General features: G+C 48.1%; 16 protein-coding genes. 5 read left to right on the top strand and 11 right to left on the bottom strand.

The annotated features are described in order from the left end of the window. Positions 1-19: 19 nt before the first annotated feature. Positions 20-1,237 carry a hypothetical protein gene (locus tag G367_RS0102225; RefSeq protein WP_020411460.1) on the bottom strand — a complete coding sequence of 406 codons (1,218 nt, stop codon included), beginning with the start codon at positions 1,235-1,237 and terminating at the stop codon, positions 20-22. Positions 1,238-1,488: 251 nt separating this feature from the next. Between G367_RS0102225 and G367_RS0102220 the strand changes: the two genes are divergently transcribed. Further along, the gene (locus G367_RS0102220; protein WP_020411459.1) at positions 1,489-2,553 is read left to right on the top strand and encodes an AraC family transcriptional regulator; all 1,065 of its coding nucleotides are present in this window, start codon (positions 1,489-1,491) and stop codon (positions 2,551-2,553) included. Between the two features lie 14 nt (positions 2,554-2,567). On the opposite strand, the gene G367_RS0102215 is transcribed toward G367_RS0102220, so the two are convergent. The 5 genes from G367_RS0102215 to rluD all read right to left on the bottom strand — a co-directional run bounded on the left by G367_RS0102215 (position 2,568) and on the right by rluD (position 11,720). Then, positions 2,568-5,645: an efflux RND transporter permease subunit gene (locus G367_RS0102215; protein ID WP_020411458.1), complete on the bottom strand. Its 3,078-nt coding sequence runs from the start codon at positions 5,643-5,645 to the stop codon at positions 2,568-2,570. A gap of 18 nt (positions 5,646-5,663) precedes the next feature. After that, entirely contained in the window at positions 5,664-6,803 is a 1,140-nt protein-coding gene (locus tag G367_RS0102210; protein WP_245556641.1) for an efflux RND transporter periplasmic adaptor subunit, read from the bottom strand. A 226-nt stretch (positions 6,804-7,029) separates the two neighbouring features. After that, positions 7,030-9,633: an ATP-dependent chaperone ClpB gene (gene clpB / locus G367_RS0102205; protein WP_020411456.1), complete on the bottom strand. Its 2,604-nt coding sequence runs from the start codon at positions 9,631-9,633 to the stop codon at positions 7,030-7,032. A gap of 281 nt (positions 9,634-9,914) precedes the next feature. Further along, the gene (pgeF, locus tag G367_RS0102200) at positions 9,915-10,682 is read right to left on the bottom strand and encodes a peptidoglycan editing factor PgeF (RefSeq protein WP_020411455.1); all 768 of its coding nucleotides are present in this window, start codon (positions 10,680-10,682) and stop codon (positions 9,915-9,917) included. An 84-nt stretch (positions 10,683-10,766) separates the two neighbouring features. Continuing rightward, positions 10,767-11,720 carry a 23S rRNA pseudouridine(1911/1915/1917) synthase RluD gene (gene rluD / locus G367_RS0102195; protein WP_020411454.1) on the bottom strand — a complete coding sequence of 318 codons (954 nt, stop codon included), beginning with the start codon at positions 11,718-11,720 and terminating at the stop codon, positions 10,767-10,769. A 100-nt stretch (positions 11,721-11,820) separates the two neighbouring features. Between rluD and G367_RS0102190 the strand changes: the two genes are divergently transcribed. After that, positions 11,821-12,771 carry an outer membrane protein assembly factor BamD gene (locus G367_RS0102190; protein ID WP_051089458.1) on the top strand — a complete coding sequence of 317 codons (951 nt, stop codon included), beginning with the start codon at positions 11,821-11,823 and terminating at the stop codon, positions 12,769-12,771. Positions 12,772-12,828: 57 nt separating this feature from the next. Here G367_RS0102190 and G367_RS0102185 read toward each other — a convergent pair whose 3' ends face one another. Next, complete coding sequence (locus G367_RS0102185; RefSeq protein WP_026304890.1) at positions 12,829-14,457, bottom strand: NAD+ synthase; 1,629 nt, start codon at positions 14,455-14,457, stop codon at positions 12,829-12,831. 92 nt (positions 14,458-14,549) lie between these two features. Between G367_RS0102185 and G367_RS0102180 the strand changes: the two genes are divergently transcribed. The 3 genes from G367_RS0102180 to G367_RS0102170 all read left to right on the top strand — a co-directional run bounded on the left by G367_RS0102180 (position 14,550) and on the right by G367_RS0102170 (position 18,337). Then, positions 14,550-16,130 carry a two-component system sensor histidine kinase NtrB gene (locus G367_RS0102180; RefSeq protein ID WP_020411451.1) on the top strand — a complete coding sequence of 527 codons (1,581 nt, stop codon included), beginning with the start codon at positions 14,550-14,552 and terminating at the stop codon, positions 16,128-16,130. Positions 16,131-16,261: 131 nt separating this feature from the next. Then, on the top strand, positions 16,262-17,671 hold the full coding sequence (locus G367_RS0102175; RefSeq protein ID WP_020411450.1) for a sigma-54-dependent transcriptional regulator: 1,410 nt from the start codon (positions 16,262-16,264) through the stop codon (positions 17,669-17,671). A gap of 69 nt (positions 17,672-17,740) precedes the next feature. Beyond that, the gene (locus G367_RS0102170) at positions 17,741-18,337 is read left to right on the top strand and encodes a GspH/FimT family pseudopilin (protein ID WP_020411449.1); all 597 of its coding nucleotides are present in this window, start codon (positions 17,741-17,743) and stop codon (positions 18,335-18,337) included. Here G367_RS0102170 and G367_RS26735 read toward each other — a convergent pair whose 3' ends face one another. The 4 genes from G367_RS26735 to G367_RS0102150 all read right to left on the bottom strand — a co-directional run bounded on the left by G367_RS26735 (position 18,338) and on the right by G367_RS0102150 (position 23,820). Continuing rightward, positions 18,338-18,787 carry a type IV pilin protein gene (locus G367_RS26735; protein ID WP_020411448.1) on the bottom strand — a complete coding sequence of 150 codons (450 nt, stop codon included), beginning with the start codon at positions 18,785-18,787 and terminating at the stop codon, positions 18,338-18,340. A gap of 71 nt (positions 18,788-18,858) precedes the next feature. Next, entirely contained in the window at positions 18,859-22,329 is a 3,471-nt protein-coding gene (locus G367_RS0102160) for a pilus assembly protein (RefSeq protein WP_020411447.1), read from the bottom strand. Continuing rightward, positions 22,313-22,843 (bottom strand): pilus assembly PilX family protein, encoded by a 531-nt coding sequence (locus G367_RS24830; RefSeq protein WP_020411446.1) that lies wholly within the window; start codon positions 22,841-22,843, stop codon positions 22,313-22,315. The genes G367_RS0102160 and G367_RS24830 overlap by 17 nt, the downstream gene beginning before the upstream one ends. Next, positions 22,843-23,820: a PilW family protein gene (locus G367_RS0102150; protein ID WP_020411445.1), complete on the bottom strand. Its 978-nt coding sequence runs from the start codon at positions 23,818-23,820 to the stop codon at positions 22,843-22,845. Before G367_RS0102150 ends, G367_RS24830 begins: the two co-directional genes overlap by 1 nt. Position 23,821: the final 1 nt, after the last annotated feature.

Here is a 23,821-nt window from a genome sequence, read left to right as displayed (position 1 = left end):
ACTCGCTCCTGACAAATATTTATTGAGTACAAGCTGCGATACGACCGGCACTATTTTTACCCACACCACAATCCAGGCCATCGGGGATACCATCGTAGCCTGGAGACATGATACCGCCATTGCGCTGGGCGTCATGGTCAACATGAATGCTGGCGAGGTTATAGGAGCGCGCAGTACCTTTGTTGTCGTTATTGCATGAGAAAGTCGCACTACCATAGGCAATACCCATAAAGGTGTCGTATTGCTTCAGGTTGGACCAGAGATTACGTTTACCAGAGCCAGCGCAGTTCATCTGCGAAGCAAGGTTAATATAACCATCATCTTCACCATTTAGCAGGGCTGAGGAAGCACTCTCTACGCCTGGGAAAGTGGCGTAGCCACCAATCGTATAAACAGGTGCTCCCAGATTAGTGCCCACGTAGTTACGCACTGTATAGACGTCATTGGTCTGCATATAGCGTACTGCAGAACACTCCCTGCCTAGGAAAAGATCATTGATAACATCGTCATACCAGGAGCCATTACAAATACGATCCACACCCTCAGTGCCGGTGATCGCACCTCCGGTGGTGAAAATCGCCGCTACACCACTAATCGCAGTGTCGAAATCAACTTCAATCGCATTACTATCACTGAGTCCGGCCACTCGTACTTCTTCAGTCACCTTTTTACAGCTGGTGCTGCCATACCAGGTGGTCGAGCATTTTTTAACCTCTTGCATCTCAGTGTTGGTATCGTACTGCTTATAAGCACGGTTGTAGTAAGGAGAGCCCACCACAGCATTCCCGGCTATATACATCATTTGTGCAGCGCCCTGGCTATGGGAAACAATCCAGAAAGTATCATTGGCAGCACATTGGTTACCGTGCTCGAAGCGATCACCTTCCCCATTACGTATCTGAATAATTTGCCGGGCAATTTCCCCGGAAGTCTGATCGTGCCAATAAGGCAATTCACCTTCATCGGTGGAGTTGTAGCCTACCACACCGTAATTACCGCCATTCGCTACCAGCTGGTCTATAAAACTGCTGTTTTTATACTCGTCAAAGTAGGTTTCACTCCAATAGTCCAGTGCTGGCTGCACTAAACTCCCATCAGCTTTGACGCTGGTTGTGTGCCCTTCAACTCCATGTCCGTGGACCAGGATATAGCAGTTCTCAGCTACCGCTGAAGAAGCGCCCATCATCGCAGCGAAAAAAACAGACAGGCCTGCGCCCAGTCGTTTAGACAGTGTCATTGTTATTAGCCTTTATAATTTTATAAGTAGAAATTTATGACTGCAGGGTTTCGTGAATTTTTCTCTACTTTTCGCTGCAGACCCCTGCACGTTAGCCGCAGACGCTGGGCTGGTAATAGGATTAATGGCGCCAGAAGATGACCAAGCACGCCACCTGACGCGACCGACTCGTCATATTCCGCATTTTTATTTTCGTTGTTTAGGACGCCTTTGCTATGATCCTGCCAACGCCACCCGGACGGCAAAGAGTCATGAGAGACCAAAATAAAAATAAGTCCGGCCATGCCGGCGTGCCCAAAATATTTGCCCCCTACTTTGTAGTCGCTGCCGCCAGGCTCGGAATTCCAACCGAGACCCTGATCAAGCGCCTGCCATTTGCATTCAGTTGGAATCCTCGCGAAAGCGAGCGGCTCAGCTATAACGAATTCAATGCCCTGGTGAATAACCTGGTAGCGCTTTCTCCAGTCTCCTCACCGGGACTCAGCTTTAGCCGATTTCCAATCATTCTGTGGCTTGAGGAAACCATCATTGAGGCACAGCCATCTCTACGGCGCCCGCGGGAAATTCTGCGTCCCGCCGAAATTGTGCTGTCACAAACCCTGGCCCCCCTACTGCGTTTTGAAACACGAACAGAAACAGATTCAGAAATTCTTACCCTGAACTGGCGCCAAGAGTTATTCAGTGATTCTGTAAATGCATTTATCGCAGAAATGTTGATGACCCGCGCTGTGGAGTTATTACGCACCTTGAACCCCCAGTTCGCTGAAGTTCGCGGTGTAAAACTGCGCAGGACAAAACCAGAAGACGACACTATCTATACCCGTATTTTCCAATGCCCGGTCGAATTCGGCAGCAGTGAAAACTCCATTATCCTGGGACCTCAAACCCTGGACTTTCCTATTCCCAGCTACCACAAGCTACTACGCAGCCAGAGCCGCAATATTTTGAAAACCGTATTACACAGTACTTTGTCGAGCTACAACCTAGCTGCGAGCCTGCGTTCCTGGCTGGAAAAACACCTGCTGAACGAAGAGATCACGATCAAGCAAGCCGCCGCCCATTTCCGTACCAGCGGTCGTACCCTACAGCGGAGATTGCGTGAACAGGGGGTAACTTTTCAACAGCTAAAAGATAGTGTCACTCTAGCTCTCACCAAGCGCCTGTTGTTATCCAGCAGCGAATCAGTAGAGAGCATTGCGGTTAAACTGCACTTTGCCGAACGTGCAGTATTTACCCGGTTTTTTAAAAAGCACGAAGGTGTTACTCCCAGCGAGTTCAGGCGCAGTAATACTTCAGGGGACACGCTTAATGCGTGAAACCATTTATCGAGCTACCCTTTAATAACTCCAACAGCCTCCGCCTTTGCTCGATAGTCCCGCCCCAGATAAAGGTACATGGCTGGTACCACAAATAGGGTAAATAGAGTACCGATAGTCATTCCGGTCGCGACTACTAACCCCATTGCAAAGCGGGCTCCTCCACCTGGGCCTGAAGCAATTAATAGGGGAACCATAGCTAGAACCAATGATGCCGTAGTCATCAATACCGGCCGCAGTCGAATAGAGGTAGCCTCTTCAATAGCCGTACGCTTGTCCATCCCCCCCATCTGTAATTTATTGGCAAATTCCACAATTAATATACCGTGCTTGGAAATAACCCCGATCAAAGTGACCAAGCCCACCTGGGTATAAATATTCAATGTAGTAAGTCCCAGGCTGACAAAGATCATTGCCCCACAAACACTCATAGGCACAGTAACCAACATAATCAGTGGGTCACGCCAGGACTCAAATTGTGCTGCCAATACCAGATAAATAACAACGAGTGCAAAGAAAAAAGTCACTACTAAGTCCGAGCCCTCTGTCTTAAATTGACGGGACTGGCCCGAGTAATCCACCGAATACTCCTCTGGTAATATTTCCTGAGCAGCGTTATCCAAAACCGATAAAGCCTCCCCCAGGGTGACCCCCGGGCGTGGCACTCCGGAAATAGTCACAGCATTGAGCTGCTGAAAACGTTTTAGCTGCTGTGGCTCTACTGTTTCCTTAAGGCGGACCAGTGTACTAACCGGAACCAGGTCACCATTAACCGCCCGGATATAATACTGCCCCAGCTGTTCTGCAGTGAGACGATCAATCCGCTCCACCTGAGGAATTACTTTATAACTGCGATTATCCAAGGAAAAGCGATTGATATAGGCACCTGATAACATGGCCCCCAGATCGCGCCCAAGATCCACCATTTCTACACCCATAGTGGCAGCCTTATCCCTGTCTATTTCAACCACAATCTTTGGTTTATCTATCTTCAGGTCTGAATCGAGAAAAATAAATTTTCTGCTTTCGAGAGCTTGCGTCATTATCTCGCTGGCAACAGACGCAAGGTTTTCCATTGGCTCAGTGGCACCAATCACGAATTCCACCGGTAATTGCCCCCCCGCAGTGGGCAAGCTCGGCGGCACTACAACAGCAACTTTCAAGCCCGCAATTTGCGCTACATCCTTACTGATCAGTTCCTGCATCTGCTCAGTATCTTTATCGCGCTTTTCCCATGAACCAAGTACAAACCCCGCAGTGGCATTATTGACTCCGCTACTAAAAGTGCCGGCCCCATTAAGCAGAAAAATATTCTCGACCTCACTGTAACTCTCGGCAATATCCACCAATTCCCCACTGAATTGCTCTACATAATCCAGAGTTGCATAGGCATCGGCAGTGGAAATAGTGAGCACAAGACCACGATCCTCTGTTGGCTCCAATTCTCGCGGTGAAGTAACGAATAGAAAGTAACAGCTTGCCAAAACAATTAAGCCAAATACCAAAATCACTCCGCGTTCTTCCAGGGAGTTATGCAAACGCTTTTCAAATCCTTTTTGTAAATGCCCAAATTGTCGCTCTAACCAAGCTTCCAAGCGAGTCCCACCTCCATCCCTGGGCTTTAATATTCTCGAAGCCATCATTGGTGATAGTGTGAGTGCCACAACTCCAGACAAAAGCACGGCACCGGCAAGGGAAAAAGCAAATTCAATAAATAGAGTGCCAGTCAGCCCTCCAAGAAAACCTATAGGGATATAAACAGCAATCAGCGTGGTGGTCATAGCAACTACTGGCCAGGCCAGTTCACGTGCGCCAACGATAGCCGCCTCCCTTGGCGATAATCCCTCCTCTATATGCCGGTGGACATTTTCTAGAACGATAATGGCATCATCCACCACTATTCCTATAGCCAGAACCATACTGAGAAGCGTCAATAAGTTGATGGAAAAACCCATCAACAACATGAGAAACATTGCTCCTACCAAAGATAGGGGCAGGGCCACTGCTGGAATCAAAACACTGCGTAAGGAACCAAGAAACAAATAGATCACCACGATAACAATGATGACAGCCTCAATGATGGTCTCCACCACTTCAGTAATCGAATCCTGAATATACTCCGTGCTGTCATAGGGAATTTCTCCTAGCATCCCCTCCGGCAGTTGCGGAAAAATCTCACCTTCAAGCTTCTTTCTAACTCGCTTAATAACATCAAGAGTGTTTGCATTGGGCGCAACCTCCACTGCAATAAAGGTGGCCGACTGCCCGTTAAAGGTCACCGAACTGTCATAGGATTCTGCACCTAATTCTATTTCTGCCACGTCCCCAAGGCGCACCAGCTGGTCACCGGATGCACGTACCACCAACTGACGAAAGTCTATTTGTTTGGCTATATCCGTATCCGCTCGAATTTCCATGGCAACCCGCGAACCCTTAGTTGCACCCACTGCAGAGAGAACATTGTTATCCCGCAAGGCATTGGCAATATCTGCCGGGGTTACCTCAAGTGCTGCCATTTCCCTGGGTTTTAGCCAGGCGCGCATGGCAAAGGTGCTATCACCGAGTAATCTAGCACGCTGCACCCCGGCAATAGTGGCCAGCTTTGGCTGCACTACCCGAGTCAAATAATCGGTGATCTGGTTATTGGCAAGAATATTTGAGGAAAATGACAGATACATTGCCGCCGTAGTTTCCCCCTGCTGCATCTCCACACTGGAGTCTTCCGACTCATCAGGGAGATCGCTACGCAGTTTGTTCACCTTGGCAACTATCTGGGTCAAAACCTCATTAGGGTCAAAATCAAAGCGCACATAGGCATTGATGGTAGAAAGCCCCTGCACACTGGTAGACACCATATAGTCAATGCCATCTGCAGTGGCAATTTCTTGTTCCAAGGGCGTGGTGATAAACCCCTGGACTAGGTCGGAATCAGCACCCACATATACGGTAGTCACTGTGATGACCGCATTTTCCAGTTTGGGGTATTGGCGCACATTCAACTCGGCAATTGAACGCAACCCCAACAGAAAAATAAAAAGACTGACCACACAAGCCAGTACCGGTTTACGAATAAAAATCTCAGTAAAATTCACCGCTGCTCTCGGAGGGAATCAACTGTTGCCAGGTTTTGGATGTAAATTTTCCGGCGGTTTATTTTCGTTGTTAATATTGGCCCGTTTACCATTGCGAAGTTTTAGCAAACCACTACTAGCGATAATATCTCCCTCTTGAAGTCCCTGCACAATTTCCACCATATCTCCGCGCTCCTCACCCGTCTTCACAAAGCGCTTATTCGCGATTAACTCTCCGCTTGCATCATCTTTTTCCAAAACAAAAACTGACACCCCATAAGGTGCAAAAACCAAAGATGTTCGGGGTACGGCCAAAACCCGTCGACTCGCATCAATTTCTACTGAGACTTGGGCAAACATGCCCGGGCGCAAGTGTTTTTTTGGATTGTCTAGGGTTGCCTGAATAAGGAAATTGCGGCTGGCATTATCTACGCGAGGGTCAACAGCGGTGATTTTCCCACGATAGGTATTACCGGGGAATGCATCTGTAGTCAGGTAAATCGGCAACCCCGCCTTAACCATTGAATATTTTTGCTCTGGCAGAGAAAAGTCCACAAAGATAGGATTCAGCTGTTGCAGGGAAACTACCGCCTCACCGGGACTGACATTTTCACCCAAGTCGATACGGCGAATACCGAGCACACCACTGAAAGGTGCCACCACACGGCGCTGATCAACCCTAGCTCGCTGTACTTGAATATTGGCAATTACCTGATCCAAAGTACTCTGAGCACTATCCAGATCTGCTTCAGTAGTAACTCCACGCTTGGTTAAGGTTTTAATACGGACATAATTGCGCCGTGCAAGACGTAACTCTGCATCCAGCACCTGTAACTGAGCTTTTTCCGGTTCAGCAAAAATTTCTACCAGAAGATCTCCACCATGCACAAATTGTCCTGACTTAAAATGAATGGCGCTGACGACACCCTCAGCCTCAGTAGTGACTTCGACGCCATTTACCGCGCGAACTGTTCCAACTCCACTCAGATCCTCACGCCAGTTCTGGATTTGTGCAGTGGCGGAGGTGACGGTAGCCACCGGTAGAGACATGGTGTCGAGAAACTGATTCATCATGTAGCGGCCAAAAAACTTATAAGCAAAAATACCGCCAAACAATAGTAAGCATCCCAGCAGCATTAATACCATGCGTTTACTGATAATGTACCCCCGATCACTCAACAGAAAATGCCATAGATCGATGAGTCAGGAGAATTCAGGCGAGAACAACCCCGATCTTTATCGGACCACAAAGTTTAGTTTATAAAGAAAATACGATAAGTGCCGCTGGGCCCTCGCCTCATGGCACGCGAAAACAGCCTAAGAGAATTTAAAGAGGAGAAAAGACGTCAGGCTGCACGGTAAGTATGTGGCGCCAGATATCGCTGGCGCCATCGCGATCAAATAACTAATGAAAGACGGCCTTATCACCCTCAACATCAGCGTGAATGGTAGCACCGGGCGCAAATTTTCCAGCCAATACATCCTGTGCCAGGGGATTTTCCAGCCACATCTGGATAGCTCGCTTGAGTGGACGCGCACCGTAAACCGGGTCAAAACCAACTTCCGCCAGTTTATCCAGTAGCGCCTCGGATACCTCCAGCTTCAAGTCACGCTCGCTGAGGCGGCGACATAGTTGCCTCAGCTGAATCTCCGCAATAGAACGTACTTCCCCTTTGTCGAGAGGGTGGAAAACCACAACCTCATCGATACGGTTGATGAACTCTGGACGGAAATGATTGCTAACCACCTCCATCACTGCATTTTTCATCTGGCGATAGCGAATCTCCGCATCTAGGTCGTCGCCATTTTCAGCCGTTGCATACTTCTGTATTAGGTCAGAACCCAGGTTGGAGGTCATCACCACCACAGTGTTGCGAAAATCCACAGTGCGGCCCTGACCATCGGTCAGGCGACCATCATCAAGGACCTGAAGAAGAATATTAAATACATCCGGATGAGCCTTCTCCACCTCGTCTAGCAGAACCACCGAATAAGGCTTGCGACGCACCGCCTCGGTTAAATAACCGCCCTCTTCATAACCAACATAACCTGGAGGCGCACCAATCAAGCGTGCGACGGAGTGTTTCTCCATAAACTCCGACATATCAATCCGCACCATCGCATCCTCTGTATCGAATAGAAATTGCGCCAGCGCTTTACAGAGTTCGGTTTTACCCACCCCGGTAGGCCCTAAGAACAAGAAGGAACCATTCGGGCGATTGGGATCCGCCAAGCCCGCGCGGGATCGGCGAACCGCATTGGCGACAGCATCTACCGCTTCAGCTTGTCCAATAACCCGTTTATGCAGCGCATCCTCCATGCGCAACAGTTTTTCCCGTTCGCCCTCCAGCATTTTCGAAACTGGAATACCTGTCCAGCGTGAAACCACTTCAGCCACTTCTTCATCGGTAACCCGGTTGCGTAGCAGGCGCGGCTCTTCTGCTGCCTCATGGGTAGCAGCAGACTTTAGCTGTTGTTCAAGTTGTGGAATCACGCCGTACTGCAATTCCGACATACGCGTTAAATCACCGGCACGTCGTGCAGACTCCATATCCAGCTTGGCCTGCTCTAGCTTTTCCTTAAGGTCGTGACTACCTGCGAGCTGGGCTTTTTCCGCTTTCCACACCTCCTCCAAGTCGGAGTATTCTTTCTCCAGTTGAAGAATTTCTTCCTCCAGCTTTGCCAGGCGCTTTTTAGTGGCCTCATCGCCCTTGTCTTTTTTGACCGCCTCACGCTCAATCTTAAGCTGGATCAGACGGCGCTCAAGCTTATCCATCGCCTCCGGCTTGGAATCAATTTCCATACGTATACGACTTGCCGCTTCATCTATTAAATCGATCGCCTTGTCTGGTAACTGGCGATCGGTGATATAGCGCTGGGATAATTTGGTCGCGGCAATAATTGCAGAGTCAGTAATATCGACACCATGATGCACCTCATAGCGTTCTTTCAGGCCACGAAGAATTGCAATGGTATCTTCCTCTGTAGGCTCATCCACCAATACTTTCTGGAAACGGCGCTCAAGCGCCGCATCTTTTTCAATGTATTGACGGTATTCATCCAGGGTGGTGGCGCCGACACAATGCAGCTCACCACGAGCCAGTGCCGGCTTGAGCATATTACCGGCATCCATGGCGCCCTCTGCCTTTCCAGCGCCAACCATGGTGTGCAACTCATCAATAAATAAAATAATACGCCCTTCCTGCTTGGATAGCTCATTCAGGACGGCCTTGAGGCGTTCCTCAAACTCCCCGCGAAATTTGGCTCCCGCAAGCAGTGCACCCAAGTCCAGGGAAAGCAGGCGCTTGTCCTTCAGGCCCTCAGGTACTTCGCCATTTACAATACGCTGTGCAAGCCCCTCCACAATGGCCGTTTTCCCTACTCCAGGCTCACCAATCAATACCGGGTTGTTCTTGGTGCGGCGCTGTAACACCTGGATAGTTCGACGAATTTCATCATCGCGCCCAATTACTGGATCAAGCTTGCCAGCCAGTGCACGCTCCGTCAGGTCGAGAGTATATTTATCCAGCGCTTGGCGCGCCTCCTCCGCATTGGGATCATCCACTTTTTCATCGCCGCGCACTTTCTGAATTGCCGCCTCTAACTGTTTCTTGTCGCCATTAGCATTGAGAATTTTAGAAATTTCCCCTGCAGCGGAGTCGAAAGCTGCAAGTAAGACCGTTTCACTGGATATAAATGTATCGCCATTTTGTTGCGCCTTTTTATCGGTTAGGTTCATCAGGCGCATCAGTTCCTGAGACATGCCCACATCCCCAGTTGGGGAGCTGATAGTTGGCAGATTATCTAGTCTCTTGGCCAAGTCATTGCGCAGGCCATTTAAGTTAAAACCGGCCTGGGATAAAAATGCCGGGACACTGCCATTATTCTGGTTGAGTAGTGCAAGAATTAAATGTTCCGGATAAATCTGGTTGTGGTCCCGTCCCACAGCCATGGATTGTGCATCAGCAAAAGCTGCTTGCAGTGGGTTTGTCATCCGATCAATTCGCATGAATACAACCTCTCCTACTTAGGGATCTTATATAGCTTTGCGTCAATAACGCCCGGTTGGCGTTACGCATTCAGTGTAGTGTTGGCTATTAAAATAGGGGCGAGGGAAAGGTTTTCAATGATTTAAATCAAACAGCAAGAAGTTTCGATTAATTTCCTAAGGGGGAGTAATTATTTCTTTGTAAGCTCGGCATTTGTCAGTCGGTACCCCTTGAAAAGAACCAAGCGCACCCTCATATTAGCCAGCCCAATAATTAGCTGCACCTTAGGTTATGAGCAGCATTAATTATCCGCCAGCCAGATTAGTGAGGCCATACGCCCGGTAGTCTTCTCCCTACGATAGGAATAGAAGTATTCAGGTTCTTTCACCGTGCAGCGCTCACCACCGTAGATATGCCCGACACCAAGCCCCTTTAGCTCAGCCCGAGCCAAACCATAAATATCCGCAAGAAAATGTAATGGCTTTTTTACATGAGGTTGAAAGCAGCGGGCAATAGCCTCGGTATGCTCACCACCCTGGGCATTTTCAAAAAAGGCCTCCAGGACATCCACCCCAGTCTCAAAGGCCTCAGGACCAATCGCAGGCCCCAGCCACACCAATAGCTCTGCGGGATCGCAATCTAAGGCAGTTATCGTATTGCGTAAAATGCCCCCAGCCAGCCCGCGCCAACCTGCATGGGCCGCTGCCACTCGGGTGCCTGCTTTGTCACAGATAAGTACGGGAAGGCAGTCGGCGGTGAGCACCGCACAAACAATTTCACTTTTCAGGCTAAAGCTGGCATCGGCAGTCCGCACAAGCCCATCCCCCTGAGCGTCTACCACCCTGTCGCTGTGGATTTGTTCAAGCCATTGTGGTTCACCCGGCAACTCCAGCTGATCACACAGTAGCCCGCGGTTAGCCAAAACTGCTGACTCACTGTCACCAACATGCGCTGCAAGATTAAAAGAGGTATGGGGCCCCGAACTGTACCCACCTGATCGCAAGGTAGAGAATGCTCTCACCCTGGCAGGGGCCGGCCATACTGGACTCAGGTAATGATCACTGGACATGGTATATCTGCTCTGCCTGGGCAATAGGAGCCGAACTCTAAGGCCCCGACTCCTTTTCTAGTGGAAGTTTGTGCTGCTACTGACCTAGTAAGTATTCTGTTCAAGTAGGTCGAGTAGGGCCAGCATATCCTCAGGCATAGAGGCGCGCCAGTGCATTTCCTCACCCGACTGGGGATGGATGAGTGCGAGCTCCGCCGCGTGCAGGGCCTGTCGGGGAAAGCCCTGTAAGGCGCCAATCAGCTCAGTGGGCGCCTCTGGTGGCAACTTTGGCCTACCCCCATATAGCGGGTCACCCACCAGTGGGTGACGAATATGAGCCATATGCACCCGGATTTGATGGGTGCGTCCAGTTTCCAGCTTGCAACGCAATAGTGTATGCACCCGGAAACGTTGCTGAATTTGGTAATGGGTAATGGCCTCCTTGCCACCAAAGTCCAGCACAGCCATTTTCAGGCGGTTTTGCCGGTGGCGTCCTATTGCAGCATCGACACGCCCCGCACCGGTAATTATTCCTTGCACCAAAGCATCATATTGACGACTGACCGTTCTTTGTTTTAGCTGGTCTACAAGGCTAGCTTGCGCCAACAGGGTCTTGGCCACGACCATCAAGCCACTAGTGTCCTTGTCGAGACGATGCACGATCCCCGCCCGGGGAATCCTCTCCTGAGAGGGACAGTGATGCAAAAGACCGTTTAACAGGGTGCCATCGGGATTTCCGGCAGCCGGATGTACTACCATCCCTGCAGGCTTATTGATGACCATAAGGCTGTCATCTTCATAAACAATGCTCAGATCCATGGGTTCGGCGCTCCAGGCGCCTTGAACCTCAAGTTCAGCGTGAAGACTAAGCCGCTCACCGCCAAATAGCTTATCCTTGGGCTTGGCAGGGGCACCATTTACGGTGAGTTGACCGCCCTTAATCCAAGATTGCAAACGCGCACGGGAGTAATCGGGAATTAATTCGGCTGCTATCTGGTCTAATCTTCGACCAGCCAAATTGGCCGGAACTTCAATATCGAGGTTTAGGTGGTCATTCATTAAACAATTGCAAATACTTTGGGCAGCACCGCGACTGTGGTTAAATGTCCGACGCGCCAGATTAATCTTGGCGGGTAGTTTAATAAGGTAGAGTGTAAGAATGATAGAGCGAAGGGCTATGCAGACCTGGAAAATGCTGTGGCTGGCCTTGGTGTCCGCAATATTGGTTGCCTGCGCCAGCACTGACGACTCAGAAGAGGGCCTGCCCAGCGGCAACCGTACAGAGCAGGCCTTCTACGAGGCAGCGCAACGGCAGCTGCGCACCAGCCAGTGGGACCTGGCGATCAAGAACCTGCGCGCCCTGGAAGATAACTTCCCTTTCGGCAACTATGCGGAACAGGCCCAGTTGGAGCTAATCTACGCCTACTACCGCAATTATGAGAACGATGCGGCTATCGCCGCCGCAGATCGCTTTATCCGCCTTCATCCCCAGCATCGCAATGTCGATTACGCCTACTATATGAAGGGGCTATCTTCCTTTACCGAGGGCACCGGACTGTTCGAGCGCTTTATGCCGACAGACCTGACCAACCGCGACCCCGGCTCTGCACGTGAGTCCTTCGCCTATTTCTCACAGCTGATGGCCCGTTATCCGGAGAGCCGCTACGCCGCAGATGCGCAAAAACGCATGATTCATCTGCGCAATCTGCTGGCTCGCTATGAAATCCATGTAGCCAACTATTATTTCAAGCGTGGAGCCTACCTCGCAGCCGCCAACCGCGGCCGCTATGTAGTGGAAAACTTCCAGCAGACCCCTGCGGTACCGGACGCCCTTGCGGTGATGGTACAGGGGTATAACCTCATGGAGATGCCGGAGTTAGAGGCCAACGCCTTGAGCGTTATGCGCAACAACTACCCAGATCACCCAGCCTTTAATGAAGATGGCTCCTTTAACTACAACTTCTACAAGGGTGCTAGTGGCCGTAGCTTGGTGCATCGGGTAACCCTGGGCCTTTTCGAGAAATCAGACCCAGAGGGCTTTGATAGCCGCGAAATGTACAACCCCGAATACAATCGTGGAGAGGCCCCCCTACCTCCAGAGCTGCTGTAGGTATGCTCCACAACTAAGAACGGCGCCAATCGGCGCCGTTTTACTTTCTAAAACAAGTTATTCGCCGGCCTTCCAGCCATTCGTGATTGGATAGCGACGATCCCGCCCAAAGCCTCGCTCCGAGATCCGTACCCCCACAGCAGCCTGACGGCGCTTGTACTCATTGCGTGCTACAAGGCGCACAACCCGCTCAACTTCACTCCGTTGGAAACCACGACGGATGATTTCCTCAGCACTGAAATCCTGATCGACATACAGATTGAGAATCTGATCCAGGACTTCATAAGGAGGTAGGCTGTCTGAGTCTATCTGATCTGGTGCCAGCTCTGCACTGGGTGGGCGCGTGATCACTGTCTCTGGTATCACCTCTGATACCGTATTTCGATAGCGAGAAAGCTCAAATACCAGCACCTTGGGCACGTCTTTCAGAGCATTAAAGCCCCCAACCATATCGCCATACAGCGTCGCATACCCAACGGCCATCTCACTCTTATTGCCGGTAGTCAGCACCATGGCTCCCTTCTTATTGGAAATGGCCATCAGCAGCACACCGCGGGAGCGAGCCTGCAGGTTTTCCTCCGTGGTATCTCTCTCACTACCGGCAAACTCTTCCGATAAAGCCCCCATAAACGCGTCGAAAATAGGCTCAATACCGATCTCTCGGTAATGCACCCCAAGGCGCTGGGCCTGATCGGCAGCATCATTCTTACTGAGATCAGAAGTGTAATGGAAAGGCATCATAACCGCTTCCACTCGCTCTTTACCTAAGGCATCCACTGCCACCGCCAGAGTCAGCGCTGAATCAATCCCCCCCGAGAGCCCCAGTACCACGCCATTAAAGCCATTTTTATTGACGTAATCCCGCACTCCAAGTACCAAGGCCTGATAGACTGCTGCCAGATCATCCAGGGGGGGGGCATTATCTCCTGGTAGTAATGTAACCCTTCCACTTTGTTCGGAGACCGACACCGGCAATAGCTGCTCCGCAAACTCCTCAGCCCTGGCGCAGACTTCTCCCCGACAATCTATAGCTATTGAGCCACCATCAAACACCAGTTCATCCTGGCCACCGCACCAGTTCACGTATACGATTGGGACCTGCGCCACACGCGCCTGTTTGGAAAGCAACTCCAAGCGTTGCTGGGCTTTGCCACGATGAAAAGGAGACGCATTGATATTCAGCATCACTTTTGCACCTGCCTCAACAGCCTGCTGAATCGGTTCAGGGTGCCAAATATCCTCACAGATACTGACCCCAACAGGTATACCCTCAATTTCAACGACACATGGCTTATCGCCCTTGGTGAAATAGCGTTTCTCATCAAATACTTGGTAGTTGGGTAACTTTTGCTTGGCATATTCCGCAACAATTTCGCCCTGACTAACCAGGCCCGCCATATTAAATATCTTTCCATCCCGGTATCGCGGATAACCTACCAAGATGGCACAGGGCAGCTGGGCCGTTTTCAGTTGTTCCAGCGCAGCCTCAATGCGTATCTGCATGCTGGGGCGCAGAAGTAAATCCTCTGGTGAATAGCCGCATAAGGTCAGCTCCGGAAATAGGACCAGATCGGCCCCAAGCTCTCGATGAGCCTTACGTGCCACCTCAATCACATTTGCGGTGTTGCCGGGAATATCCCCTACGAGAGAATTGATTTGTGCCAGCACTAGCTGCAAAGTAGACATTATTAAACCTCGGACAATACAGGCCGCCATTGTAACCTCTGTAGCGGAGCAACAGCAGCGGCTCAACACAACAACAATACCGGGAAATCACTTTGAGTAGTCCCTCCTCCGTCAGCAATACTCTCACCCTCCAGCACCATGAGCTATTGCGTATCTGCGCTATTTATCGCCTGGCAATTGCACTTGTGCTGCTGGGGGTTTTCTACTCTGATATTGGCGCCGGAGCGCTGGGTGCTCATCTGCCAGGCCTATTTCTTTACACAATAGCGATCTACACCCTTCTCAACTTCAGCTGGCTGGTCTTCTTACGTCAGAAAGCCTATCAAGTAGGGGTCGGTCAGATTGAGATGATCCTTGGCTGCGATATCCTGGTATTTTTGTTGCTCATCGAGGCCAGTGGCGGTCTCAGCTCCGGTCTCGGTTATCTACTACTCGTTAATTGCTCCATCGGCTCTATTCTTCTCGACCGCCGAATGAGCGCCTTCTTCGCCGCAATCGCCAGCCTAGGGGTATTGGGTTTACAACTCTACAACCTAATGTCCGGGCAAGGCACAACCAAAGATATTGTCGCCGCGGGAGGCCTCGGCATACTGCTTTTTGCGACTGTTAGCGCACTCCAATATCTCTCCGCGCGCATACGCAGTGCCAATCTGCGCGCTGATCAGCAAAGCCGACAAGCAGCACACCTGCAACGGCTGGCACAACAGATTATCGAACGCATGGGGACAGGGGTGCTGGTGATGGGCCCCACCAGCCAACCCGAACTTATTAACAGGGCTGCACGTCAACTTTTGGGCTGCCACCTACATTCAGAGAAGGAAAAATCTGATGCATTACGCCAAGCGATCCGAGACTGGCGTAACAATGGCAGTACCAGTAGCACTTTACTGCAGTCAGAAACTGGTAATGAAGTACAACTCAATTTTACCAACCTTCAGCATGACAGCGGTTGCAGTACGCTGGTATTCGTTGAAGACAACCGCAAATTGGCCGAGGCTGCCCAAAAACTCAAACTCGCTTCTCTAGGACACCTTACAGCTTCTATCGCTCACGAGGTGCGCAACCCCCTCTCCGCCATCAGCCATGCAGCACAGTTGCTATCAGAGTCCCCACAATTGCGCGAAGAGGACCATTATCTGACCGACATCATTTGCCGGCAAAGTCAGCGAGTAAACCAAATCATCGAAAATGTAATGCAGCTATCACGCAGGCAAGCAGGGGCACCGCAAGAACATAACTTGGCTACCTGGTTGCAACAGTTTATCCAGGACTTTAGTGCCGGTACCAAAAGTGGAGACCAAGTACAGCTGGAGCTTCCTGAGCAAGCACTTTCAGCGCGGTTTGACGCGGCTCAACTTACTCAGGTGATGACCAACCTCACAGATAATGCCCTTCACCACTCCCAAATAGCCACCGGCAAGCGATTCGCAGTAGTCAGTGCTCAATACAACCAAGAACGTGCCTGTACCCAAATAGATGTTAAGGACAGTGGCCCAGGTGTGCCCGAAGAACATAAATCAAAGATTTACGAGCCATTCTTCACCAACGGTAGTGGTGGTAGTGGACTGGGACTATATATTGCGAAAGAACTGTGTGAGACAAATAAGGCGAGCTTGTATCATTGCCGCAGCGATGACGACAAGAGCTGCTTTAGAGTTGAATTTGCTCACTAAATAAGTGTGACTTGATCTTACTCAGAATTTTTTCCCAAAGTTTCGACGATTATTCGCAAAGAATTTCTGCCATAATCAGAACCGGCGCCCTTGCCTCTAATATCAACAAAACAAGAAAAGACAGGGAATTGATGCTACCTCTGGCCCTGGTTGTCGATGACGAACCGGATATTTGCAAGCTGCTCACCCTCACTTTGCAGCGCATGAACGTGGACTGCCATACCGCAGCCAATCTCGTGCAAGCAAAGAAATTACTTACAGAAAATCGTTACGATTTTTGCCTTACAGACCTTCGCCTACCTGACGGTGACGGTCTACAGTTGGTTGAGCATATTCAAACTGGGATACACTGCGAATTGCCCGTAGCCGTTATCACCGCACATGGCAACATGGATACTGCAATCAAGGCACTAAAACTCGGGGCATTCGACTTTGTCAGTAAGCCCGTAGACCTTGAACGACTGCGTAACCTCGCCCAACTGGCCCTACGACTGAATCAGGACCAGGTACGAAACACCAATCAAAATAACGTCAGCGAGCACTTGCTTTTGGGTGAAGCTGAGAATATGCGTAGACTACGAGAGCAAATCGCTAAAGTAGCTCGTAGCGATGCACCGGTCTACATCAGTGGCGAATCTGGTTCTGGTAAAGAGCTGGTTGCTCGTGCAATTCATGCCCAAGGAGCTCGAGCAGATAAGCCGTTTGTACCCATCAACTGTGGCGCTGTACCTAAAGAATTGATGGAGAGCGAGTTTTTCGGTCATAAGAAGGGCAGCTTCACCGGAGCCCATAAAGATAAATTAGGTCTACTACAAAGTGCTCAAGGTGGTACTTTGTTTTTAGATGAGGTTGCAGACTTACCACTTGAAATGCAGGTCAAACTATTGCGCGCGATACAAGAAAAGCGCATTCGACCTATTGGTGCAAACCAGGAAGTTCCCATTGATGTACGTATTCTCAGTGCAACTCATAAAGACCTTGGCAAAGAAGTCAATGAAGGAAGATTTCGTAACGACTTATACTATCGCATCAATGTAATTGAAATCTCAACACCACCCCTGAGAGAACATTTAGAAGATATCCCGCTACTAGTAGACGTAACAATGCAGCGCATTGCTAGTGATTCTGGAATCCGCCAACCAAAAGTAGCCCCTGAAGCAATAGCTTTATTACAGAGTTACACCTTCCCTGGGAATGTTCGTCAACTGGAAAATATCTTGGAGCGGGCTTTTGCACTATGTGATGAACAGGAAATCTGTAGCCGTGACTTATTCCTAGAACACGATAAAAAAGCCTCTAAAGATGAAGGTTTCACTGCCAATTTAGAGACGCCTAAAAACTCAGCCCCCCCTCAAAACGCAGGATACTTTAATCCTAGTCTTTACTCATCTCTAGATGAGTTTCTTCAAAACATTGAAAAAGAGGCTATTGAAACAGCTTTGATGAAAACTCGCTGGAACCGGACTGCTGCTGCAAAAAAACTCGGTATTAGCTTTAGATCCCTACGCTATCGTTTAAAAAAGCTCGGACTTGAAAGTTAAATTCTCAATAGTTAAATGGCCGTGCTGTAATCAAATGTAATTGGTTTTTATCTATTCCGCGGTATTCTAATGCAAGCTCAAGAGCGAGAAGCTTGCACCATGAAAAAGGCCGCGGGATTTACCCTCTCAGAGTTACTCATTACCCTGACTATATTAGCTATTGTTACCACAATGGCGCTCCCCTCATTTACTGATTTTATAAAACGCTATAAAAGTAAAACCAAACAATTTGAATTATTTGAACTATTGATATTAATGCGCTCTAAAGCCTACTATGAGAAAATCAGCTACACGCTCTGCCCACTTGGGCAAAGTAAAGAATGTGGCGATAATTGGTCTAATGGTGCGTTATTGTTTCCTGATCATAATGGCAATGGCTCCATAGATCAGGGAGAAAGTATTGAAAGGAGATATGAGCCTATAGAAAATGGAGCTTCGCTCAACTGGAATGCCTTTAACAATAAAGGCTACCTAATCTTTAAACCAAATGGCGAAACACCATCTCAAAGTGGAAACTTCTCCTATTGCCCCGCCATCGGTGGAGCAGAATATGGATGGATCATTATCCTCAATACTATCGGCCGCCCCTATTTTGCAAAAGATAGGGACGGCGATGGCATAGTGGAAAATGGCAGTAGGAAAAATCTGACCTGCCCTCAAAACTGATCAGCAGGTTTTGCTCCAGCATGAATCTTTCGAGTCAATCCCATCATTATCTCGATCCCAAGTCCTTTGACCACTTGAGCTAAGCAATAGAACTCCATCATCGGCTTGACCAGATATGGGAGTGGCCGTAAGGATATAAGTACTCGGATCAGTCCCAACTGTAATTGTCAGGTTATACTTTGGGCTCCCCCCATCCAAAGGTACCTGTGCGGGAAATATCCCTGGAGTACCATCGTCTCCTCCACCATTTGCAGCTCCGGCATAACTTCCATTCTGGGTATAGTGTTTCTCCATCGCCTGTGCCAACCCCATCAATGCACCCTGCGCATCTGCCCTGCTGGCCGTGCGAACATGGTCGACATAAGAAGGCCAAGCAATTCCAGCTAATATCGCGATTATCGCCACTACAATCATCAACTCAATAAGAGTAAACCCTGACTGTCTCTTCATAGTTTCAAGTTACCATAATAATTTAAATTTTCCCGGCAGTACTGGGGCGCACTCATAATTGGTCATTAGCCTTAAAAGGGAGTAACTTCTTCCCAGGACAAGCGTCCAATGCGGCCACCACCCAAGGCCACAACTGGTCGGACATAATTGTCACCATTACTATCCGGAGTAATTTCAAGGACCCCATCGCCAGTTGGGATGTAACTAGATGTATTAGGAGCCGCATTAGATCTGAACTCACCAGCGTACCCATAATCATTCTTGTCAATAACGCCATCATTATTAGCATCGTAAACCGCCTCAGGGGGGACCAAGCCTCCCCAGAGGTCAACCGACATCAACCAGCCACTACCACCCGCCGCACAAACTTGGCCGCTGGGAATCATCGTATTGAAAAAGATTACATGCCCCAGCAATGCGGGCTGGGCAATTACTCGCTCCCCGCCTTCTAAACTATTTCCAGTCTCAAGTGAAATGTACCAGCCTGATGTTTTATCCCAGTCAATTTCATCGCCAACTATTTTACGCTGACGAATACCACCAAAAGTCTCTTCTTTTAGAGTACGATCAATTAAATTTGACTTGGTAAGACCATATTTACCATTGTCCGACACCGCATAAAAACCACCCGGATTAATGTCAGCAGTATCGGTATCCACCAAATATTGTCCTGTGCCGAATGCCACCAGTAATCCCGGTCCTGTCTCATCTTTGATGTTTCTAGCCACAACCGGTGTAGTGGTTATCGCCTCTCGTTGATCATTAGTACTAGGGGCTACACTAAATAGTGGCTTTGGTGTTCCCCCCTCCTTTTCTACTGACCACGAATTTTCATTTGAACTTGAAACGTCAAAAGCCCACAGATTCCCATGTAGATCACCGGCATAAATTCGGTCTACAGTACCGTCCAAATTTGTGTCTATTATTGCTGGAGTAGACATACCATTTATATCGGATACTGAGCCTGAGCCCGTAGAAAGGTAAGCATATTTATTGGTTGTGCTACCAGGGCCATCTAGGCCATCAAGGTAAACAATAAAGATTCCCGCATCTCCTGTCGCACTATTGTAACCATTACCAAATATAGCTGCCCACTCACCGTTAGGCATCCTGCCTATTTGAGCACGGCTATAGGTATAGCCAAGATTACTATCATCCTCATCTGAGAACTCCCACATCACTATTTTCTCAGCATTTTGCTCTGTGAAAGCACTTGGGTCAGTTACATTTAGCGCATAATAACCTTTGCCACCGGCGCCTAGGCCCCCTACTAAGACCGTCTGCCAACTCTCACTAGCGCCGTCACTGATATATACATCCGAAACAGTCGGAGTGCCATCGACATAAAACCGGTGGTTATAATATTGAGAGGTCAGCGGATGAAGGCCCTCATTATCATCTGTACTCAATAAAATTGACGGAGAATATGCAATAAGTTCCTTGCCTGCATCCGGTATATTCACAGTATCCACACTAGCATTGAAGCCATGGAGAAAGCCATCATTAGCGCCTACATATACCACTGGTGTACGATTTTTATGGGCCGCAATAAATGCTGAATAAGCCGATTTTCCGGGAAAGGATGCATAGGACCACTTTCCATCAGGAGCCCCTACATAAACCGGGGTGGAATTCACAATATCCCCCAGGCGGCTATCACGCTCTCTAAAGTCTCCTTCCCCAACACCTTCCTTAGAACGGTCTCCACGCAGGTAATCAATTCTATCTGAGACTCTGCCATCATCCACAGCATCACTAATGTAACTATTGAGAGTTAGATCCAGTGCGTGATCTGTACCAGAGGTGCCAACTCCCGCAGCAGTAAAAGGCACACCCTTGTTGTCTCGGTAAGTCAGTATTACTCTAGTATTAATATCTGAAATCGAATCGAGAATGGAACTGGCTTCCCAAATAGGATCATCTGATAAGTTACCAGAAGTATCTATATCCCAGGCTGATAGTTCTCCATTCCATTTTCCACTATTATATTTAGCCCCAAATACTGCGGACCCACTTTCAATAACTGTGGAATTCAAAGCTACTGCACTTGAGCTACCAACTATAGAGCGGACATCTTTAAATATTTGGTTAAATGTAAGTTGCAATTCGGCGGCATTATCTGCAGAGTAGACTTTTCCTTTCCCTCCTTTCCCTAATTTTCCTGAATTAATCATTTCTTTGGAGTCATCCAAGCCTTGGTTAGCAAACCCTATCAAGTAACTTGTGATATTATTTATCTCTGGTTTGCCATCAGGCTTTATCAAATCCGGACGCAGATCAATATCATAGAGGGCTTTGACCACGTCATCCATTTGCTGCGATGTTGTACAAGTCTCAGCTGTACAAGTTGTATCATAATCTTTTAAATGAGAGCTAATACTATTGTCTGAAGTCGGTGCCCCATCAGTAAGGGCGACCATAAAACTTTTTTGACAATAGTATTGGATAGCAGAACTCTCTACTTGATTAGTAGGTTTATCCACTCCATTCCAGTTTATAATCGTACTCGTGTTCCCATTATTACTTGTTGATCCAGAAAAAATATCTGAGGCCGACGCTGTCTTCGCATTACCAGGTGAAGCTTCATAAGATAATTCAGATCCTTCGTAACCAGATATAAAATATCGCCCCACACCCGTAAAAGTCTCGGCAAGAGGTGTATTCCCACTCGCCCCAACATCTGCCACAACATCAAGAATATCTTGGCTATTATCGTCGGTGAGGCTTGTCAGCCCCATTAATAATTTTCCACCATGGTTTCCATTAAACTGCATTAAACCTATACGCACGCCTTCCAACCCAGAAATTAGATTCTGAGCAGCAGTCTTCATTATGTCAGTACGGCGTATATCTAATTTAGACCGTCTAGCCTCACCATCATCAGTGATAAATTTTGCAGCTGTAAAACCGCCAGTTTCTCTGTCTTCAGAAAAAAACCAGTTTAAAAAATGGCCACTCGCATAATCTTTATTAAACCCATTTGGAATCTTATAGTCAGCAGCATCTACACCAACACTGAAATAAGTACTATTATTTCCTCCTCCAGCTGCATATAGCCATGCGGTATACTGCTCATCTTCATCAAAGCAATCGCCATTAGTATCCCACGTACGCCAATCACCCGTTGCGATTACAGAACCGTTATATCGCTCTACTAATCGAAACTGAACATTACCACTGCTTACATTTACACGATATTCAACCTCATCATAATGTCGAGTGGAATAACTTCCATTACTATGCCGATATGTATATTCTGTTGAGACAGGATTATTACAATTAAAACTTGAAGGGCTATTAGCATCATAGCCATCTGCGGGAAGAACCATTTCTTCCATAGATCCCGAGGAATCCAGCACAAACATAATATTGGGCTCAGCCGACCCCCGCGAGTACAAAGGCACATCAGATAGCTCCCCTGGCGCAGCAGATGAATGTGTTGCCAATATCATAAAAAAGGCGGCACTTAATGAACGCAATGGGAAATATTGTTTTTTTTGATTTTTTATTTTCACAGCAAAGTCCTCAAAACTCTTTTCCATATAAAGTAACAATAATCCTCTCGGTACCGCTGTTACCTACCCCGCGACTGACGATCTTAAATACTTCGACAATGGTTTCCTCACCACCGGTTTGCCCCACACCAATATTAATATCACCAACGTTATCACTTGAGGCCAACCCGAATCTTTCGATATACATCCGCCCTTTCATTTTTTTTCCATTGGAATCAAGCATGTAAACTTCTCTCGCAATGGAATTACTGTTTTCCCAGGTTTCCTCTGCAAATATATCTTCAGGGCCCTCACCCTCATTATGCTGCCAGGTGGCTGCCCCAAAATCGCTACTTTTACCAAGCGCGTTTATTGCTTGCTCGCCAAAACGAGCCATGGATTCGGCAACTTCCAGAGCGACTTTCGCATCTCGTGAAGCCGAGGTCATTCGCTCCCCCATCAAAACCCCACGAGCTCCAGAAATGCCAATTAACGTTAAAACTAAAAGAATAATCAGGCTGACCATCAGCACTGCACCTTGCTGATTCTTTATTATCCCCATTACATGCTTCCTCTATTACGCACCTTGACCGTAGCAACATACAATTTGCGCAGCAGACCATCATCGTATTCTTTTTTACTACCATCCAGGCGTGTAATAGTCTGCTTATCGACCCCAGCGACACTATCACTAGATACCAATAACTCTATTTTTATTGCAGTTACTTCAGCCATGCTTATGACATTATTAGCAGTCTGCCACTGATTAACGATACCGTTACCATTCGTATCTACACCATATGATACCTGCATATCATCTATTCCGGGGACGAGTTCCTGAACATTTCCAGCCTCATCCTTCATAAATAAAGAATTAGTATCCTGAGTACCTGAGGCGATAAAAAACACTTTTTCATAAGGGGTAAGAATTTTTGAATCAACCCCATACTCTTCTTTGAAAACTATTCCAGCTGGATAATTCAGTTTTTTATGGCCAGCTGTTTCAGTAGTACTCAAAACAGTAAATACACTTCCAGATTTACAGTTTGACACTATGACGATATCGTTATTTTTAATTGGGCAACTATCACTAACAACAATATCCCCTTTATCTGTACCATTTAGCATTCGCCCTTCTCCAGCACATGCATCTTCAGCGCCACTAAGGGTCAAAACGTCTGTTCCCACGATAACTGCGGTATTTTTAACCTTAGTATTAGTGGCAACATTGTCCTGACCAGCCACGCCAATATTATCCCCACCAATACTTGAATAAAATTTATCTACAGAAGCAGACAAATTTTCTATATTTTTATTTTCAGCACATCCCCAAAAATCGGCTTGGCGAATTTCTTTGCTGAGCATATCAACTGCAAAACGCCCACTTTCCTGTACTCTTGAAAAGCCATTCTGCATACGCAATGTATCGCTGTTGCTCTGGAAGATCTGCAGGACACCAAGTAGTAATAAAGAGCCTAATAAAATACCAATCATCAGCTCAATCAATGAAAGACCTCGCTGCGATATAAATAAATTCATA

It is taken from the genome of Microbulbifer variabilis ATCC 700307, assembly GCF_000380565.1.
GTDB classification, from domain to species: domain Bacteria; phylum Pseudomonadota; class Gammaproteobacteria; order Pseudomonadales; family Cellvibrionaceae; genus Microbulbifer; species Microbulbifer variabilis.
This window is presented reverse-complemented; position numbering and strand designations above follow the sequence as displayed.

Excerpts from the sequence above, each read along its gene's own strand:
- G367_RS0102220 (WP_020411459.1), top strand. The coding sequence starts at position 1,489 with ATGAGAGACCAAAATAAAAATAAGTCCGGCCATGCCGGCGTGCCCAAA.
- G367_RS0102225 (WP_020411460.1), bottom strand. The coding sequence starts at position 1,237 with ATGACACTGTCTAAACGACTGGGCGCAGGCCTGTCTGTTTTTTTCGCT.
- G367_RS0102190 (WP_051089458.1), top strand. The coding sequence starts at position 11,821 with ATGATAGAGCGAAGGGCTATGCAGACCTGGAAAATGCTGTGGCTGGCC.
- clpB (WP_020411456.1), bottom strand. The coding sequence starts at position 9,633 with ATGCGAATTGATCGGATGACAAACCCACTGCAAGCAGCTTTTGCTGAT.
- pgeF (WP_020411455.1), bottom strand. The coding sequence starts at position 10,682 with ATGTCCAGTGATCATTACCTGAGTCCAGTATGGCCGGCCCCTGCCAGG.
- G367_RS0102185 (WP_026304890.1), bottom strand. The coding sequence starts at position 14,457 with ATGTCTACTTTGCAGCTAGTGCTGGCACAAATCAATTCTCTCGTAGGG.
- G367_RS0102170 (WP_020411449.1), top strand. The coding sequence starts at position 17,741 with ATGCAAGCTCAAGAGCGAGAAGCTTGCACCATGAAAAAGGCCGCGGGA.
- G367_RS0102150 (WP_020411445.1), bottom strand. The coding sequence starts at position 23,820 with ATGAATTTATTTATATCGCAGCGAGGTCTTTCATTGATTGAGCTGATG.
- G367_RS26735 (WP_020411448.1), bottom strand. The coding sequence starts at position 18,787 with ATGAAGAGACAGTCAGGGTTTACTCTTATTGAGTTGATGATTGTAGTG.
- rluD (WP_020411454.1), bottom strand. The coding sequence starts at position 11,720 with ATGAATGACCACCTAAACCTCGATATTGAAGTTCCGGCCAATTTGGCT.
- G367_RS24830 (WP_020411446.1), bottom strand. The coding sequence starts at position 22,843 with ATGGGGATAATAAAGAATCAGCAAGGTGCAGTGCTGATGGTCAGCCTG.
- G367_RS0102160 (WP_020411447.1), bottom strand. The coding sequence starts at position 22,329 with ATGGAAAAGAGTTTTGAGGACTTTGCTGTGAAAATAAAAAATCAAAAA.
- G367_RS0102175 (WP_020411450.1), top strand. The coding sequence starts at position 16,262 with ATGCTACCTCTGGCCCTGGTTGTCGATGACGAACCGGATATTTGCAAG.